This window comes from Flavobacterium taihuense, from assembly GCF_019351435.1.
GTDB lineage: Bacteria > Bacteroidota > Bacteroidia > Flavobacteriales > Flavobacteriaceae > Flavobacterium > Flavobacterium taihuense.
Map to the genome: position 1 here is coordinate 119378 of NZ_JAHWYN010000005.1, position 17213 is coordinate 136590.

18 protein-coding genes are annotated in these 17213 nt (G+C 34.7%); 15 read left to right on the forward strand and 3 right to left on the reverse strand.

Annotation, left to right across the window (positions count from 1 at the left end):
• Positions 1-245 precede the first annotated feature (245 nt).
• Positions 246-2402 carry a S46 family peptidase gene (locus KZH69_RS07135; RefSeq protein ID WP_219316768.1) on the forward strand — a complete coding sequence of 719 codons (2157 nt, stop codon included), beginning with the start codon at positions 246-248 and terminating at the stop codon, positions 2400-2402.
• Positions 2403-2540: 138 nt separating this feature from the next.
• Here the strand turns inward: KZH69_RS07135 and KZH69_RS07140 are convergent, their stop codons facing one another.
• Together KZH69_RS07140 and KZH69_RS07145 are read right to left on the reverse strand one after the other, a co-directional pair.
• Positions 2541-3530 carry a glycosyltransferase family protein gene (locus KZH69_RS07140; RefSeq protein ID WP_219316769.1) on the reverse strand — a complete coding sequence of 330 codons (990 nt, stop codon included), beginning with the start codon at positions 3528-3530 and terminating at the stop codon, positions 2541-2543.
• A 14-nt stretch (positions 3531-3544) separates the two neighbouring features.
• Positions 3545-4360: a UDP-2,3-diacylglucosamine diphosphatase gene (locus KZH69_RS07145; RefSeq protein WP_219316770.1), complete on the reverse strand. Its 816-nt coding sequence runs from the start codon at positions 4358-4360 to the stop codon at positions 3545-3547.
• 524 nt (positions 4361-4884) lie between these two features.
• On the opposite strand from KZH69_RS07145, the gene KZH69_RS07150 reads away from it, so the two are divergent.
• The 13 genes from KZH69_RS07150 (at position 4885) to KZH69_RS07210 (ending at position 14712) form a co-directional block, all read left to right on the forward strand.
• Entirely contained in the window at positions 4885-5454 is a 570-nt protein-coding gene (locus tag KZH69_RS07150) for a cysteine hydrolase family protein (RefSeq protein ID WP_219316771.1), read from the forward strand.
• Positions 5455-5682: 228 nt separating this feature from the next.
• A complete protein-coding gene (locus KZH69_RS07155; RefSeq protein WP_219316772.1) occupies positions 5683-6855 on the forward strand; it encodes an acetyltransferase domain-containing protein in 1173 nt (390 codons plus the stop codon).
• A gap of 65 nt (positions 6856-6920) precedes the next feature.
• Positions 6921-7499, forward strand: coding sequence for a YdeI/OmpD-associated family protein (locus KZH69_RS07160; protein ID WP_219316773.1), 579 nt, complete (start codon positions 6921-6923; stop codon positions 7497-7499).
• A 49-nt stretch (positions 7500-7548) separates the two neighbouring features.
• A complete protein-coding gene (locus tag KZH69_RS07165; protein WP_219316774.1) occupies positions 7549-8124 on the forward strand; it encodes a Crp/Fnr family transcriptional regulator in 576 nt (191 codons plus the stop codon).
• Positions 8125-8188: 64 nt separating this feature from the next.
• Positions 8189-8629, forward strand: coding sequence for a carboxymuconolactone decarboxylase family protein (locus KZH69_RS07170; protein WP_219316775.1), 441 nt, complete (start codon positions 8189-8191; stop codon positions 8627-8629).
• 173 nt (positions 8630-8802) lie between these two features.
• Positions 8803-9492 carry a tetratricopeptide repeat protein gene (locus KZH69_RS07175; RefSeq protein ID WP_219316776.1) on the forward strand — a complete coding sequence of 230 codons (690 nt, stop codon included), beginning with the start codon at positions 8803-8805 and terminating at the stop codon, positions 9490-9492.
• A 41-nt stretch (positions 9493-9533) separates the two neighbouring features.
• Positions 9534-10889, forward strand: coding sequence for a UDP-N-acetylmuramate--L-alanine ligase (locus KZH69_RS07180; protein ID WP_219316777.1), 1356 nt, complete (start codon positions 9534-9536; stop codon positions 10887-10889).
• A gap of 163 nt (positions 10890-11052) precedes the next feature.
• A complete protein-coding gene (locus tag KZH69_RS07185; protein ID WP_219316778.1) occupies positions 11053-11511 on the forward strand; it encodes a GNAT family N-acetyltransferase in 459 nt (152 codons plus the stop codon).
• A gap of 11 nt (positions 11512-11522) precedes the next feature.
• Positions 11523-12218, forward strand: a complete 696-nt coding sequence (gene radC / locus KZH69_RS07190) for a RadC family protein (RefSeq protein WP_219316779.1) — start codon at positions 11523-11525, stop codon at positions 12216-12218.
• 53 nt (positions 12219-12271) lie between these two features.
• Complete coding sequence (locus KZH69_RS07195) at positions 12272-12775, forward strand: Xre family toxin-antitoxin system antitoxin (RefSeq protein ID WP_219316780.1); 504 nt, start codon at positions 12272-12274, stop codon at positions 12773-12775.
• A complete protein-coding gene (locus KZH69_RS07200; protein WP_219316781.1) occupies positions 12775-13233 on the forward strand; it encodes an RES family NAD+ phosphorylase in 459 nt (152 codons plus the stop codon). Before KZH69_RS07195 ends, KZH69_RS07200 begins: the two co-directional genes overlap by 1 nt.
• 9 nt (positions 13234-13242) lie before the next feature.
• A complete protein-coding gene (locus tag KZH69_RS07205; RefSeq protein WP_219316782.1) occupies positions 13243-13932 on the forward strand; it encodes a YjjG family noncanonical pyrimidine nucleotidase in 690 nt (229 codons plus the stop codon).
• A gap of 3 nt (positions 13933-13935) precedes the next feature.
• The gene (locus KZH69_RS07210) at positions 13936-14712 is read left to right on the forward strand and encodes a hypothetical protein (RefSeq protein ID WP_219316783.1); all 777 of its coding nucleotides are present in this window, start codon (positions 13936-13938) and stop codon (positions 14710-14712) included.
• 145 nt (positions 14713-14857) lie between these two features.
• Here the strand turns inward: KZH69_RS07210 and KZH69_RS07215 are convergent, their stop codons facing one another.
• Positions 14858-16135, reverse strand: a complete 1278-nt coding sequence (locus KZH69_RS07215; RefSeq protein WP_219316784.1) for a replication-associated recombination protein A — start codon at positions 16133-16135, stop codon at positions 14858-14860.
• Positions 16136-16414: 279 nt separating this feature from the next.
• On the opposite strand from KZH69_RS07215, the gene KZH69_RS07220 reads away from it, so the two are divergent.
• Positions 16415-17212: a rhomboid family intramembrane serine protease gene (locus KZH69_RS07220; RefSeq protein WP_219316785.1), complete on the forward strand. Its 798-nt coding sequence runs from the start codon at positions 16415-16417 to the stop codon at positions 17210-17212.
• The last annotated feature ends 1 nt before the right edge of the window (position 17213 follow it).

A 17213-nucleotide genomic window follows, 5' to 3' on the forward strand; every position in this document is an offset into this window, starting at 1 on the left:
AATGTTTTATAATAAAAAAGGTGTTCTAGCGATAGAACACCTTTTTTGTTTTTTAAACAATTCTTAAATTTTGGTTAATTTAGAAGTGGTTTATTGTGTTTATGTTGGTGAAACTTTAGTGGAGTTGTCAAAATGATTATATTCGCATCATCTAAAAATTATTCAGATATGAAACTGTCAACAAACTAATTAAAAAAAATAATTGGAAAAGACGTTTCATGTTTTAAAAACCAAAAAATATATTTATGAAAAAAATTGTATTATTCTTGACCATGTGCCTAATGGCTTTTCCTGTAAGAGCCGATGAAGGAATGTGGTTTTTGATGTTTATTGAAAGATTAAACCATAGAGATATGGAAAAAATGGGCTTGCAATTGACAGCCGAGGAGATTTATAGTATCAATCATCACAGTTTGAAAGATGCTATAGTACAATTTAACGGAGGTTGTACTGCCGAGATTGTTTCCAAAGATGGTTTGGTATTGACCAACCACCACTGTGGATACAATGCCATTGCAGAACTTTCTACAGAAGAACAAAACTATTTAAAAAATGGTTTTTGGGCTAAAAACCGAAGTGAGGAGTTAAAACCAAAATCATTATACGTACGTTTCTTTGTTCGTATGGATGACGTTTCTAAAAGAATTTTATCAAAAGTAAACGATAAAATGAACGAAACAGAACGCAATAAAGTAATCCAACAAGAAATTGCACTGATTGAAAAAGAAAATAATGAAGGCGGAAAATACACAGTATCCGTTCGTCCATTTTTTCAAGGAAACGAGTATTACTATTTTGTTTACCAAGATTATAAAGACGTTCGTTTGGTAGGGACACCAACGGAAAGTCTTGGAAAATTTGGTGGTGATACCGATAACTGGGAATGGCCTCGTCATACTGCCGATTTCTCTATGTTTAGAGTGTATGCCGATAAAGATGGAAATCCAGCAGAATATTCCAAAGACAATGTGCCTTTGCAACCGAAACACCATTTGCCAATTAATATTACCGGAGTAAAGGAAAATGATTTTGCAATGATTTTGGGTTATCCTGGAAGAACGAATCGTTGGATGCCGTCAGGAGGAATTGCACAAAACGTTGGGTATGCTTATCCAGCTTGGGTTGAAGGTGCCAAAACTGGAATGGATAACATGAAGAAGTTCATGAAACAAGACGCAACTGTAAACTTGAAATATGCTTCTAAATATGCTTCAACTGCCAATTATTGGAAAAACCGTCAAGGGATGATTGATGCATTGACTAAAGCAAAAACAGCTGCTACAAAGTCAAGTGAAGAAGCTAAATTCAATGCTTGGGCCAATAAACCTGAGAACGCGGGTAAATACGGAAATGTTATTGCTACGATAAATGACTATTATGCAAAGACAAATTTGAAATCACGTCATGACAATTATCTTACTCAATTGATGAGAACCACTTCTTATGGTGCCGGGCCATCTGTATTGGGTAATGCATTGATTGGTTATTATAAAGAAAATGAAGCCAAAAGAGCCGAAATGCTTCCTAAGATAAATAGTTTAATTGATAATTATTTTGGGGAATTTTGTGCTCCTTTGGAAAAAGAAGTTCTTACAGCCCAATTGAATTTGTATGCTGCTAAAGCATCAGAATATGGTTTAGCTCCAGTTGTGGCTAAAATGAAAGAAACTAATAAGGGCAATTTTACTGCTGATGTTGATAAAGCAATTGCTGGAAGTGTTTTTGCTAGTAAAGAATCGGTTGTGGCTTTTATGAAAGATGCAAAACCAGAAGCAATTGCTGTTGATCCGTTGTACGTAATTTCAAATGATTTGGTAACAAAAGTCAGAGCCAAATCTGAAGAGCAATTAAAATTAGATGACGATTTTGCTATCGCTTACCGCAAGTTAGTGGAAGGTTTAAGAGAATCAAAATTGAATAGCATTCAGTATCCAGATGCCAACTCTACTTTGCGTTTAACGTATGGTAAAGTTCGTTCCTTGCCTGCTGACAAACGCAATGATGCCAAAATAAATAATTATACCACAATGACAGGTATGGTTAATAAGTATAAAGCAGGAGATGCCGAGTTTGATTTGCCAGCTCGTTTGCTGGAATTAAACAAAGCTCAGGATTTTGGTGAATATGCCGATAAAGCGGGATATATGCCTGTAAATTTCTTGACTGATAATGATATTACTGGTGGGAATTCAGGTTCTCCTGTATTAAACGGAAAAGGAGAATTAATCGGTGTGGCTTTTGATGGCAATATCGAAGCAATGGCAGGTGATGTTATTTTTGACAAAAAACTACAACGTACCATCAATCTTGATATTCGTTTCGTACTTTGGATTATTGACAAATATGCAGGTGCTCATAACATTATTGAAGAAATGACTATCATAAAAGATTCTCAACCATAACAAAAACAGCATATTGTTGAAAATATAACCCTGTCTCGTTTTAAATGAGACAGGGTTTATCTTTAATTTGTGTTGTAGAGATACACTGCAGTGCATCTCTACGAAATGCATTTCCGCAACAATGCATCTCCGCAAAAATTAATCATTATATGTATCAAATAGGAACTGTAGGGTTTCATTAATGTTGTTGGCTTTCATACTTGGGTATTTTATAGGTGCATCCAGCCAGTTTTCGATTATTAGATCAAAATCATCGCCCACCTCGTAAACAACAGGAACACCCATTTTTTTGAGAGCAGCAGCATTGCATTCTTGTTCATAATGTTTTCTAATTGGAATCGAAAGTATTTTTTTGCCTAGATATAAAGCCTCTGCAGGTGTTTCAAATCCTCCACCCGTGATAATTCCTTCGCATTTTATTAAACTTTTATTGAAGTATTCTTGATTTACTGGAAAATAAGTGACGTTTTTTATAGTGTGCTTTACTTTTACATCATTCAAAAACCAATGAAACTTTAGATTAGGAAGCCTGTTGAACGCCTTTTCGAGGCAATCCTTTTGGAAGGAAGGTAAATAGACGGTAATATGTTCTGCGTTTTTCGGTTCTGCGTTTAGGATTTCATCTTTGATGATTGGAGGATAAATAAAATCATCGTATTTGTCAAAATGCAATCCAATATTTTTTGGTGAGGGAGCGTAATGCTTTAGTATCATTTCACCCATGATACTTTTCTTTTCGGGTCTAGGAGTTTTTGGAGATATGAAACTGGCTTGGTGCCCAAATTGTATCGAATGTACTTTTTGCATTTTGCAGGCCAGTGCAGTAATCGAATCAAAATCATTAATTACTACATCGTAATTTTTCAGAGGTAAAGCATTAGCATCTTTATAGATTTGTTTGGGTTTAATGTTTTTGGCAATATCCCAATAATCAAGTCCTCCACATTTACTGTAATGTAAACTACAGCCTTCGCTTTTGAATTTTATGGGCAAATTGACATCCAGACTGGCATTGTTGCCACTCATGAAAAAATCAACTTCGCCAAATTTTTGCAGATAAGGGTATAATTGTATGGCTCTACTGATGTGTCCGTTGCCTGTTGCCTGTATAGCGTAAAATATTTTCATTGCTGTATGTTTTTTTAAGAAAGAATCTTGTTAACAATGTCACTAACCTCTTTTTCCTCATTACTGTCAGCATCCTTGTAATGCTCTTTTTTGTAATGATAAAGGCTCCATTTTTGCTTTTTATATTCTAAAGCTGTCAGGTTTTCAATCCAGTCGCCACTGTTGAGGTATAATACTTTTCCCTGTTCGTTTTCTACTTCCTTCATTTGGGGTTTGTGAATGTGTCCGCACACTACATAACTGCATTTTTTTTGAATGGCTACATCGGCAGCGGTAGTTTCAAAATTGGATATAAAAGAAACTGCTTTCTTGACGCTGTCTTTAATCATTTTGGAGTAGCTTCTCTTTTCTTTGCCCAAAATGCCCAAAAACCAATTAATCAAACTGTTGATTAGAATCAGTAAATCATAGCCTTTTCCTCCTAATTTGGCTAGGATTTTGGCGTATCCTTGCGTCGAAGAATCAAATACGTCACCATGAAAAATCCATGCTTTTTTGCCGTCTAAATCTAAAGTGAGTTTATCGACCAATTCGAAATTGCCTAAAATAAAATCAGAGTATTTGCGCAATGCTTCGTCGTGATTTCCAGTAATGTAAATAACCCGAGTACCAAGATTCGACATTTTTATGATCTGTCTCAAGACATTCATGTGGGAAGCCGGAAAGTAACTTTTGGTGAAACTCCACATATCGATAATGTCTCCATTAAGAACTAATGTTTGTGGGTTTATTGATTTTAAATACTGCAATAATTCTTTGGCGTGACATCCATAGGTGCCTAAATGCACATCACTTATGACCACCAGTGGAATCTTTCTTCGTCTTTTCATATTTAGTTTTTACGAAAGTAAGACTGGTATGTTATTTCAATGTGTTCTTAGTATTATTTGTATATAAAAATACAGTGTTCAAGTTTATTCCAGCATTGTTTTAACTACAAATTTTTAAGGAATAATATTTTTGCAAGCGCAACTCTCAACTTTGGGGAGTAATAAGGGGTGGTTTGTAGTAGCACTGGTGTTATATAGGATGTACTGCTCCTGCTTTGTGTGGGAGAAATACTCCCTTTTTTGGAGAGTGTAATGGATACTTTTATATAGGTGAAGGAGGAATAATGGGGCGTAGTAGCCCTGTTTCCAGTATTATTAATAGTGGCTTTACAGAAATGATCTAGCAATATCAATTGCATTGAAATAACAATAAATTCATTTATATTTGAAGTAAAAAACAAGGCACTGTCACATAAAGTTACTTCGATTAAATGGGGTATGTGCGATTTTATCGGAAATATATACAAGTTGTATGTCACTTTAGGAAACAACGGTATCAACAAAATCATTAAAAAAAACATAAAATGAGCATTTCAAAATCAGACAGACCAGCGCTAATTTTAATAGACATTCAAAAAGGGTTTGATAATGTCGAATATTGGGGCGGACAAAGAAACAATCTTGATGCGGAAAATAACGCAGGCGAACTTTTGGAACTTTGGAGAGAAAATCATCTTCCAATTTTTCATATCAAACATTGTTCTTCAACGCCGACTTCTTTGCTAAACGAGACAAATGAAGGAAACGAATTTAAAGACATTGTAAAACCAGTTAACGGAGAACCAATTATCAAAAAGAATGTGAATAGTGCTTTTATCGGGACAAACTTAAAAGAGCAACTTGACAACGATAAAATAACGAAACTTGTAATTGTAGGTTTGACAACAGACCATTGCGTTTCAACGACTACGAGAATGGCAGGAAATTTCGGGTTTGATACTTTTTTGGTTTCTGATGCGACAGCTACCTTTAACAAAAAAGGACTTGACGGACAAAATTTTTCAGCAGAATTAATTCACGAAACAGCTTTGGCGAGTTTGAATGGCGAGTTTGCAACCGTCGTAACAACAGACTTTTTAAAACAAAATATTTAGACATTCGGTGGAAGAAAAGCGAATGCGCAACAGTTAATACAACAGATTTGGGTAATTTGCTTAATAGAAATTTGGTTTTGTATTTGGGCGATTTGGCAAATCCGAAAACAGGGCTTAATTTAGTGTTAAATTGCTTGTGGTAAATATGTTGTATTTAGTTTTATTGCTGCAATCTGTTATGACGAAACATACTCTTTAACGCACTATAACTATTTAATAGCCTAATTTATGACATCACTTTCCAATACCAGAATCGAATCCATTGACTTACTAAAAGGTTTGGTGATGGTCATAATGGCACTCGACCATGTGAGGGATTATTTTCATTATTCGGCTTTCTTTTTTGATCCAACAGATCCCATTCAAAGTAATTTGCCCATCTTTTTTACACGATGGATAACTCATTTTTGTGCGCCTACCTTTAGTTTTTTGGCTGGAATGTCCGCATTTATGGTTGGAAAAAGGAAAACTAAGAAAGAGTTATCTGGTTTTTTATTCAAAAGAGGACTTTGGTTGGTTTTTATAGAGTTGACGGTTGTTGGTTTTGCTTGGTTTTTTGATGTTCATTTCAGGACTTTTGGCTTGCTTGTAATATGGTCATTGGGAATTAGCATGATAGTCTTGGCGGCTTTAATTTATTTACCAAGAACCTATATTCTAATTTTTAGCTTGCTGCTTATTTGCTGTCATAATCTGTTTGACAACGTTCATTTTTCGGGTAATGTATTGTGGTCTCTTATTCATGAACAAACTTTTTATTCACTATCTGAACATACCCAACTATTGATTGGATACCCACTTGTTCCATGGATTGCAGTAATGGCTTTAGGGTATTATTTCGGTGCTTTTTATGATAAATCTTTTGACAGTAATAAGCGAAAAAAATTATTCAACTATATTGGAGGAATTGCAATTATCGTTTTTATTCTATTGAGATTGACAAATTTGTATGGAGACTCAAGGCTGTTTGAACAGTATGATACTGTATCCCAAGACTTGATTTCTTTCTTGAATCCAAGTAAATATCCTCCATCACTTTTGTATGTATTGATGACTTTGGGGGGAGCTTTCTTATTTTTGGCTAACACTGAAAAACTCAAAGGAAAGATTGTGGATTTCTTTTCCACTTTCGGAAGAGTTCCTTTTTTCTATTACATTCTACATCTCTACATCATTCACATAATAGCAATGATTTTTGCAGAACTGTCTGGTTTTGGCTGGCAAAAATTTATTTTCTCCACATGGATCGGATTTGAACCCAATATGAAAGGTTATGGTTTTAGTCTTTGGTTGGTTTACACCGTTTGGATAGGAATTATTTTGATGCTTTATCCCTTATGTAAAAAGTTTGACAAATATAAACAAAGGAACAAGGAGAAATGGTGGTTGAGTTATTTGTAATAAATAAATTCCAACTAGTTTTCCTTTTGATAAAAAAGAATTGTGTTAATCAATAAATGAATTTTATGAATCCTAAGGTTGATTTTTATTTTGATAAATCCTCAAAATGGCAAACAGCATTGGAGCAATTAAGAAGGATTGCTCTGGAATGTCATCTGACAGAAGAATTGAAATGGGGGTGTCCTTGTTATATGTTTCAAGGGAATAATATCGTTTTAATTCATGAGTTTAAAGAATACTGTGCTTTTTTGTTTTTCAAAGGGGCTTTATTGAATGATTCTAATGGTATCTTGATTCAACAAACGAAAAATGTACAGGCAGCGCGACAGATTCGGTTTACTAATGTTCAGGAAATTGTGCCAATGGAATCCGTCTTGAAAGCTTATATTTATGAAGCTATTGAAGTGGAAAAAGCTGGTTTGGAAGTTGAATTTAAAAAGACCGAGGAATTTGTCGTAGCCGAAGAATTTCAAATAAGACTAGACGGATTCCCCGATTTGAAAAAGGCTTTCGAAGGTTTAACATCAGGAAGACAGAAAGCATATCTGTTGTATTTTTCGGCACCCAAACAATCCAAAACCCGGGAAGCAAGAGTTGAAAAATGCATATCGCAAATTCTTAATGGAAAGGGATTGAATGATTAGTAAATTTGAATAAAAAATAAAGACATCAAATTTAACCCTTAAAAAAATCATGCCTGAAATATTTAAAAATCATCTAGAAAAATTCATCGATATAGATGAAAGAGAATTTTCTGCTATTTTAGCTTTTTTTCAGATTAGAAAAGTAAAGAAAAAAGAGAATTTGCTTGTGGAAGGACAGATTTGTAAATCACATTATTTTATGCTCAACGGTTGTCTGCGCAAATTTTTCATCAATGAAAAAGGAATTGAACAAACCACAGAATTTGCCATTGAAAATTGGTGGCTAACAGACAATTTTGCTTATGAGCGAGGTTTGTCAACAGAATTTTACATTCAGGCAGTAGAGAATTCTGAGATTTTAGTCATCGACCGTGAGGCACAAGAAGAATTATTAATCGAATTTCCCAAAATGGAACGTTATTTCAGATTTATTTACCAGCGGGCGTATGCTGCTGCACAAATACGTCTAAAATACCTTTATGATTTTTCGAAAGAAGAATTCTATGATCACCTTTGCAAAGGACATCCTGAATTTGTACAACGTATTCCTCAATATTTGATTGCTTCTTTTTTAGGGTTTACTCCAGAATATTTAAGCGAAATCAGGAATAAAAAGCGTTCTTAAACTGGTTTAAGTTTTTTGCAGTATCTATTCCAGAAATTTGTCCTGTTAATTTAAAACAAAAAAAATGGAAAAGAGAATAAACATCAACGAAGTAGAACCTCAGGCTTATAAAGCCATGTATGCTTTGGAAGGGTATTTGGCAACATCTCAATTGTCAAAAACACGTAAAGAATTAATAAAAATTAGGGCTTCCCAGATTAATGGATGTGCGTTTTGTATTGATATGCACACGAAAGATGCTTTAAAATACGGAGAAACTAATCAACGTATTTTTTTACTGAACGCTTGGCGTGAAACCGATTTATTTACAGAGGAAGAAAAGACAATTTTGGCCATCACCGAAGAAATCACTTTGATTCATAATCATGGTTTGTCTGATGAAACGTATAAAAAAGCAGGACAAGTTTTTGACCAAAACACAATCGCTCAAATTATAATGGAGGTTGTAACCATAAATGCATGGAACAGAATTGCAGTGAGTACACAATTGGAGCCAGGGAAATAAAAGACTGTTAATGGCAGAATGATTGAAAAGCGCAAAAGATCAAGACTTTTGCGCTTTTTTTATGATTAAAGCGCAAGTCGTGCAATGTTTCTAGCCGTAATATTGATTTAATTCCAATCCTATTTTTAAGTTAAAAGATCATTATTCGTTTATAAATTCTTTATTTTTGGAGGATGAAACTACTGGCAAGCTTCTTTTTGTTATTTCCAATACTATTATGTTCCCAATCTTTTGAAAAAGGGGAAAAATTGTTCGTTGACGGGAAATTCGATCAAGCGCAACCTATTCTGGAAAGCTACCTAAAAAGTAATCCGTCAAATCTTAAAGCAATAGAGTATTTGGGTGATATTGCAGGATATGATAAGTCTTGGGATAAAGCGATAGGGTATTATAAAAAACTAAAAATATTAAAACCCACCGAAGCGAATTTTTATTACAAATATGGAGGAGCTTTAGGAATGAAATCATTGGAGGTTAATAAATTTAAAGCCTTGGGAATGATTAGTGAGATAAGGTCTTCTTTTGAAAAAGCCATACTGTTAAATCCAAAACATGTTGAAGCGCGATGGGCATTAATCGAATTAAATTTGAAACTGCCGGGGATTGTTGGTGGAAGTGAATCCAAGGCTATTAAGTATTCAACAGAATTAAGGGAAATATCTCCAGTTGATGGGTATTTGTCACGAGGTCATATTGAGGAATATTTCAACAGATATAGCAGTGCTGAACAGCAATACAAAAGAGCTATTTTGATTGGAGGTTCTAAGGTTTGTTATCAAAAATTGGCCGATTTGTATAAAAACAAAATGAAACAACCCGATAAATCCAATGCCATTTGGGAAGAGTATAAAAATAAGAAATAGAGTAATCGATTATTAGATAAAAGCAATATAAAGAACAATAAATGAAAACACATTTCATTGCCATAGGCGGAAGCGCAATGCATAACTTAGCATTGGCATTATACAACAAAGGATATCAAGTTACGGGAAGTGATGATGCTATTTTTGAACCTTCAAAATCAAGATTGGAAAAAAAGGGAATTATGCCTGCAGAGTTGGGGTGGTTTCCAGAGAAAATCACTTCCGATATTGAAGCCGTAATTCTTGGAATGCACGCCAAAGCTGATAATCCAGAACTCTTGAGAGCTCAGGCATTAGGACTAAAAATTTATTCGTATCCAGAGTTTTTATACGAACAATCCAAAAATAAGACCCGTGTTGTTATTGGTGGTTCTCATGGGAAAACGACTATTACCTCAATGATTTTGCACGTGATGCATTACCATAATATTGAAGTGGATTATATGGTGGGGGCTCAATTGGAAGGTTTCGATACAATGGTGCATCTTACCGAAGAGAATGATTTTATTGTTTTGGAAGGCGATGAATATTTGTCTTCACCAATTGACAGAAGGCCTAAATTTCATTTATATCAACCCAATATTGCTTTGATTTCAGGTATTGCTTGGGATCACATCAATGTTTTTCCAACTTATGATTTTTATGTAGAACAGTTTGAAATTTTCATTGATAAAATTACAAATGGTGGTATTTTGGTTTACAATGAAGACGATTCTGAAGTGAAACGTGTTGCCGAAAAAGCAACTAATCCTATTCGTAAAATACCATATACAACACCAAAATACGCGGTAAAAGACGGTGTGACACTTTTGGAAACCCCAGATGGGCCTATGCCTATTGAAGTATTTGGTGCACATAATTTAAATAATCTGGCTGGAGCCAAGTGGATTTGCCAAAATATGGGAGTCGATGAAGCCGATTTCTATGAAGCTATTGCCAGTTTCAAAGGGGCATCCAAACGTTTGGAAATAATTGCTGAAAGCAAAACTAAAGTAGCCTACAAAGATTTTGCGCACTCGCCGAGTAAAGTCTCTGCGACAACGAAAGCGGTAAAAGAGCAATATCCAAACCGTACTGTTGTGGCTTGTTTGGAATTGCACACGTACAGTAGTTTGAATGCCGAATTTTTGAAAGAATACGAAGGCGCACTCGAATATGCTGATGTTGCTGTTGTTTTCTATTCTCCGGATGCAGTCAAAATTAAGCAATTAGAAGAAGTGACCTATGAACAAATTGCCAAAGCTTTCAATAGAGAAGATCTGATCATTTACACGAATCCAAAAGATTTTAAAGACTATTTGTTTAATCTAGATCTGGAGAATTCAGCTTTATTGCTGATGAGTTCAGGTAATTATGGAGGTTTGAACTTTGATGAGGTAAAAGAATTGATAGCATAATAAATTATTGCATAGAATGTATAATGTGCTAATTACGATTTTGTAATTGGCACATTTTTATTTTGCATATTTTCCTCAGAATCTTTATCAAAATAAGAAAAGAATTTTAATGTATGATTTTTCTCTTTTTTTAATATATTAGCCAAACTAAGAATCTAGATATATGGACTCAAAAATAAAAGTTGTAAAAACAACCAGCGAAAACCCTGATTTTTTATCGTTGATAAAGACATTTGATGCGTATTTATGGGAACGTTACCCCGAATTGAAAGCCAATTATTGGGGAAATAATATCATCGAATTGAATCCAAATGTTGTCGTTATTTATCGGAACGAAAAACCGGTAGCGTGCGGCTGTTTCAAGAAATATGATAAAATTGCAATTGAAATAAAACGGATGTTTGTTTCTCCAGAAGCGCGCGGATTAGGTTTGGCTCAAAGGATATTGCAGGAATTAGAGCTTTGGGCAACGGAATTAGGTTATTCTGTTTCTATTTTAGAAACCTTGCATAAACAACAGGAAGCGATTAGTTTGTATCAAAAAGTTGGATATGCTATTGTCGATAATTACGAACCTTATGTGGATTCTGAGAATAGTGTTTGCATGAGAAAACAAATTTAGAAAATAAGCCTATGTCGGAAACTTCATTTTTCCCAATTACTAACTGGTCAGAAGACGATAAACCTAGAGAAAAACTAATGCTCAAAGGTAAAAGTGTTTTGAGTGATGCCGAATTGATTGCAATATTGATTGGTTCTGGAAGCCGAAATGAATCGGCGGTGGGTTTGAGTAAACGAATTTTGGCAAGTGTAGATCATAATTTGAATGCTTTGGGAAAGCTATCTATTGCACAATTAATGAATTTTAAAGGAATTGGCGAAGCCAAGGCGATTTCGATAATTGCCGCAATGGAGTTGGGGAGGAGAAGACGAAGTGAAGAAGCAGTTGAGTTAACAAAAGTAACATCCAGTAAAGCGGTTTTTGAAGTGATGCAGCCCATAATAGGAGAACTGCCCCATGAAGAATTTTGGGTTTTGTTTTTGAATAATTCCAATAAGATACTTTCCAAATCACAATTAAGCAAAGGCGGAATGACGGGAACAATGGTGGATGTCCGAATTGTTTTTAAATTGGCTTTCGAGCAAAATGCAACGGCAATAATTCTCACGCACAATCATCCTTCCGGAAAATTGCAAGCCAGCGATGCCGATATTCAAATAACAAAAAAAATTAAAACAGCAGGGCAGCAATTAGATATTCCTGTATTGGATCATATAATAATTACAGAAAAAGGGTATTATAGTTTTGCTGATGAAGGGATATTTTAAATAATTTGTTTCAGTTGGACATTTGTCGTATATTTGCGGACAAATGTATTTTTATGGAAGCGATTAAGTTAAAACCAAGAGAAGCTATTGATAAAGCCGTTAGAGTTTTAGTCAATAGAGTGGAGCAGGAGAGGGGATATAAGCTTTTGAATAAGAAGATTACTTATGATGAGTTTTTGAAAAATAGAATGCTAATTATTCATTCTATTCGCGAAGGAATTCCGTATGAACTTTTCAATTTGATAAAAGAAATAACTCCTTTTAACGAGGAGGATTGGGCTTCATTTTTAGGGATTTCTACAAAATCACTTCAAAGAAATAAAATCAAAGAGGATTTTATTTTCAAACCGTTACAATCCGAAAAAATATTGGAATTGGCTGAGGTAACTTCTTTGGGGAATACCGTTTTTGATACTGAAGCACAGTTTTATTTGTGGTTAAACACACCTTCATTTGCACTTGGAAATCTGCAGCCTATAGAATTACTCAAAGATTCTTACGGCAAAGAAATGGTGGTAAATGAATTGAATAAAATTGACCAAGGGATTTTTGTATAATGGAAGTTTTTCGGTTAGCACGCAAAAAATATCCCATTGAGTTATCCGGAAAAGGCGCGTCAATTTCGGGAGCGCGTTGGAATTCAAAAGGGACTGAGATTATTTATTGTGCCCAAAATAGGGCTTTGGCAATGGCCGAAGTTTTAGTCCATCTTTCATTGGCAACATTACCCAATGATTTTGTAATGTTAACAATTGATATTCCAGATACTATTTTGGTTGAAGTTTTAGATCTCAATAAAGTAAATTTAGATTGGAATGTTTTTCCTTGTACCTTTGAAACGCCTCTTTTGGGAGATGATTTTATAAAAAGAAATAAAGCTTGTGTTTTAAAAGTACCTTCTGCTGTAGTAAAAGGCGATTTTAATTTTTTGATTAATCCGTATCATTTTGATTTTTATAAAATTAAAATTATAGAACAAGCCGATTTTCCTTTCGACAAACGAATTTTTAAATAATAGCATTACATGTTTTCTACTAAAATAACCGATATATTTTTCGACTTAGATCACACACTTTGGGATTTTGATGTCAATTCGGAATTGGCTTTTGAAGCTATTTTCAAGAAAGATCACCCAACGATTCAAATAGCTGATTTTATAGAGAAGTATGCTCCCATCAATCAGGCTTGTTGGAAGTTATACCAATATGATAAAATAACGCATGCTGAATTAAGGTATAATCGTCTTAAACATACTTTTGATGCTTTGGAATATTTTGTTTCCGATGATCAAATAGAGAGTATTGCGCATGATTATATTGAGTTATTGCCGGAAAATAATCGTTTGTTTGATGGCACAATTGAAGTGCTGGAATATCTTGAAAAAAAGTATAAATTGCATATTATTACCAATGGCTTTGCCGAGGTTCAGTACAAAAAAATTAACAACTCGAATATTGCGGGATTTTTCAAAACAATAACCAATTCGGAGATGGCGGGGGTTAAGAAACCTAATCCTGTTATTTTTGAGTATGCTCTTAATCAGGCTCAAGCCAATAAAGAAAATAGTATAATGATTGGTGATTGTCTAGAGGCAGATGTACAAGGAGCTTTAGATGCAGGATTGGATGCTATTTTTTTTAATGACAAAAAAATTAAAGTAGAAGAAAATATCAAGCAAGTAACACGTTTATTAGAATTAAAAAAATATTTATAAATCATGAAAACTAAATTTCTGTTCCTATTATTATTATTATTTATTTCAAGCTATGGTTTTTCTCAATCGGTAAATGATTATGTAGCTGTTATTGTGCCTGTAAAGTATGATTTTGTGAAACAGGAAAATCAATATCGACTCAATACATTGACAAAATTCAATTTGCATAAAGCAGGTTTTCAGGCCTTTTATACCAACGAAGCCATTCCAAAAGAGTATAGTGATAGATGTAGTCTTTTAAACGTGGATGTATTGAAAGAAAATGGTTTTTTGATAACTAAATTGTATGTAATACTTAAAGATTGTAATGGTAAAGTCATTTTTAAATCTGAAGTAGGGAAAAGCAAAGAGAAAGATTATGAAGTAGCCTATGCCGAGGCACTAAATGCAGCTTTTACCTCCGTTTACGCGCTACACTATAAATACAACGGAAAAGCAGTTGTGGCTAATCAAAATGCATCAGTGGTATCTCCTGCTATAGTATCAGTTGTCTCAATGGCTGTTCCAGTGCCTACTGCAGCCGTTGCCGTAAATGTGCCAAGCAGCAGTGCCGAACCGGATGGTTCAGTTTTGTTTGCACAGCCTATCAAAAATGGATTTCAGTTAGTGGACAGTACTCCAAAAGTGGTTATGAAAGCATACAAAACCACTAACCCTGCAATTTATTTAGCATCTAAAGGCGATATACAAGGAACGTTGGTTCTAAAAGATAACCAATGGTACTTTGAATATTATGAAAAAGATACTTTGATGTCGGAAAAAATAAAAGTGAAGTTTTAATCTTCTCCAGTTCAATTCCCGGAAGCTCTGCTTCGGCAGTGGAGAGTTTTTTAAAATAAAACCTCGGTGGCTCTGCTCCGAGGTTTTTATTTATAGAATATTCTCTAATCTAAATTTTGCATTCTGAAATCTGCAATCTAAAATCTTAATACCCATATTTATTCTTCCAACGATTTTTTAAGAATTCACGAGTCGTATTTTCTCGGGAATTAGTTCCTGGAACATAAATTGGGGTGTTGCTTAGAGCGTCTGGTAAGAATTCCTGCTCGGCAAAATTATTGGCATAATCATGAGAATATTTATAATCCTCGCCATATCCTAATTCTTTCATTAATTTGGTCGGAGCGTTGCGCAAATGTATAGGTACAGGTAAATCACCAGTTTGTTTAACTAATTGTTGAGCGGTTCCAATTGCCAAATACGAAGCATTGCTTTTGGGTGAAGTGGCAAGATAAATAGCGCACTGACTCAAAATAATCCGGCTTTCTGGATAACCAATGGTAGAGACTGCCTGAAAAGCATTATTGGCCATAATAAAAGCAGTTGGATTTGCATTTCCAATATCTTCACTGGATAAAATCAACATTCTACGCGCAATAAATTTCACATCCTCACCACCTTCAATCATTCGTGCCAACCAATAAACAGCACCATTGGGATCACTCCCCCGTATCGATTTTATAAAGGCCGAGACAATGTCATAATGTTGTTCACCACTTTTGTCATACAAAACCGTATTTTGCTGGACCAATTCAAAAACGCGGTCATTGGTGATTAAAACTTCGTCATCAGCAGAGGCATTTACGACGAGTTCAAAAATATTTAATAGTTTGCGTCCATCGCCGCCGGAAAGCCTTAACAGTGCTTCTGTTTCACGCAGTTCAATCTTTTTTGTGGACAAATGAATATCTGTTTTCACAGCTCTTTGCAACAAGTGTTCTAAATCTGCCTTAGTAAACGCATTCAAAACATAAACCTGACAACGCGACAATAAAGCGGGAATAACTTCAAAACTCGGATTTTCGGTAGTAGCACCAATAAGGGTAATCCATCCTTTTTCAACAGCAGCCAATAAAGAATCCTGTTGTGATTTACTAAAACGATGAATCTCGTCAATAAACAAAATAGGGTTTTTGGCGGTGAATAAACCACCGCTCTGTCGTGCTTTTTCAATCACATCCCTAATGTCCTTCACTCCAGAGTTGATAGCACTCAAGATATAAAATGGACGTTTCGACTCTTGGGCAATAATTTGTGCTAAAGTTGTTTTGCCCGTTCCAGGAGGCCCCCAGAATATTAGGGACGGGATAATCCCTTTAGAAATCTGTTGCGTCAACGAGCCGTTTGGTCCAACCAAATGGGATTGACTGATGTAATCTTCTAGTTTTTGTGGGCGTATGCGTTCTGCCAGTGGTGCTTCCATGCGGTAAAATTACGCAATTTTCAGTTTTTATAAGTATATTTTTCAGGAGCTATTCCTGCTATCCGTTTCAATCTCCCTAGCCGAACCCCGGCCAGGGAGGATTTTTACTTCTATCAGGGCTAGGGCATTCGTTTTCAGAACCAAAATTATTTTTATATGACAAAATAGCACTAAATTGCTTTTGGATACATTTTTGATTTGTTTAATGGGTATTATAAAGCAAAAAAATAATCTGTCTAACGAATCTAAGAAGTCTAACAATCTGAGTTGTAAAAAAAAATGGAAGAAAATCATTTTAAATTCACAAATGCCGTTATAGGAGTACCACTTTTTTTCGTATTGTTCCTCTGGTTTGTTTATTGGTTAGAAATTCGTTTTGGTTTCGATTTTGATAACAACGGAATTTTGCCAAGAACTTTTTCTGGATTACAAGGCATTGTTTTTAGCCCATTCATTCATTCGAATATTGAACATCTTTATAATAATTCGATTCCTTTATTAGTGCTATTAGCAGCGCTATTCTTTTTTTACAGAAAAGAAGCATTTGGGATACTAGTTTACGGAATTTTACTTTCGGGAACACTAACTTGGATTATTGGAAGGGAAAATTACCATATTGGTGCCAGCAGTTTAATTTATGTATTGGTTTCTTTTATTTTTTTCAAAGGAATTCAAACCCAGTATTATCGATTGGTAGCTTTATCACTCACCGTTGTGGTGCTCTATGGTGGAACGGTTTGGTATGTTTTTCCAAAAATTGATGAAACCATTTCTTGGGAAGGCCATTTATCCGGATTGATAGTCGGTTTTGTACTTACTTTTTTCTACAAGAAACCAGAATTCAAGAAAGTAATAAAGTACGATTGGGAACGCTCGGATTACAATCCGTCAGAAGATAAATTTATGCAACGCTTTGACGAAAACGGAAATTTTGTCAATCCACCAAAGCCTGAAATTATTGAGGAAACTGCATCTGAAATCAGTCCTTTTTTTCTTTCGAATTCGAATGTAGTTTATGATTTTGTAGAAAATATAGAGGATATAAACGAAAAAAATGAATCAAAACCAGAGTCTTGAT

What these genes read in the sequence shown, in the direction of transcription:
- KZH69_RS07135 (WP_219316768.1), top strand. Translation starts at nt 246, where the DNA reads ATGAAAAAAATTGTATTATTCTTGACCATGTGCCTAATGGCTTTTCCT.
- KZH69_RS07140 (WP_219316769.1), bottom strand. Translation starts at nt 3,530, where the DNA reads ATGAAAATATTTTACGCTATACAGGCAACAGGCAACGGACACATCAGT.
- KZH69_RS07145 (WP_219316770.1), bottom strand. Translation starts at nt 4,360, where the DNA reads ATGAAAAGACGAAGAAAGATTCCACTGGTGGTCATAAGTGATGTGCAT.
- KZH69_RS07150 (WP_219316771.1), top strand. Translation starts at nt 4,885, where the DNA reads ATGAGCATTTCAAAATCAGACAGACCAGCGCTAATTTTAATAGACATT.
- KZH69_RS07155 (WP_219316772.1), top strand. Translation starts at nt 5,683, where the DNA reads ATGACATCACTTTCCAATACCAGAATCGAATCCATTGACTTACTAAAA.
- KZH69_RS07160 (WP_219316773.1), top strand. Translation starts at nt 6,921, where the DNA reads ATGAATCCTAAGGTTGATTTTTATTTTGATAAATCCTCAAAATGGCAA.
- KZH69_RS07165 (WP_219316774.1), top strand. Translation starts at nt 7,549, where the DNA reads ATGCCTGAAATATTTAAAAATCATCTAGAAAAATTCATCGATATAGAT.
- KZH69_RS07170 (WP_219316775.1), top strand. Translation starts at nt 8,189, where the DNA reads ATGGAAAAGAGAATAAACATCAACGAAGTAGAACCTCAGGCTTATAAA.
- KZH69_RS07175 (WP_219316776.1), top strand. Translation starts at nt 8,803, where the DNA reads ATGAAACTACTGGCAAGCTTCTTTTTGTTATTTCCAATACTATTATGT.
- KZH69_RS07180 (WP_219316777.1), top strand. Translation starts at nt 9,534, where the DNA reads ATGAAAACACATTTCATTGCCATAGGCGGAAGCGCAATGCATAACTTA.
- KZH69_RS07185 (WP_219316778.1), top strand. Translation starts at nt 11,053, where the DNA reads ATGGACTCAAAAATAAAAGTTGTAAAAACAACCAGCGAAAACCCTGAT.
- radC (WP_219316779.1), top strand. Translation starts at nt 11,523, where the DNA reads ATGTCGGAAACTTCATTTTTCCCAATTACTAACTGGTCAGAAGACGAT.
- KZH69_RS07195 (WP_219316780.1), top strand. Translation starts at nt 12,272, where the DNA reads ATGGAAGCGATTAAGTTAAAACCAAGAGAAGCTATTGATAAAGCCGTT.
- KZH69_RS07200 (WP_219316781.1), top strand. Translation starts at nt 12,775, where the DNA reads ATGGAAGTTTTTCGGTTAGCACGCAAAAAATATCCCATTGAGTTATCC.
- KZH69_RS07205 (WP_219316782.1), top strand. Translation starts at nt 13,243, where the DNA reads ATGTTTTCTACTAAAATAACCGATATATTTTTCGACTTAGATCACACA.
- KZH69_RS07210 (WP_219316783.1), top strand. Translation starts at nt 13,936, where the DNA reads ATGAAAACTAAATTTCTGTTCCTATTATTATTATTATTTATTTCAAGC.
- KZH69_RS07215 (WP_219316784.1), bottom strand. Translation starts at nt 16,135, where the DNA reads ATGGAAGCACCACTGGCAGAACGCATACGCCCACAAAAACTAGAAGAT.
- KZH69_RS07220 (WP_219316785.1), top strand. Translation starts at nt 16,415, where the DNA reads ATGGAAGAAAATCATTTTAAATTCACAAATGCCGTTATAGGAGTACCA.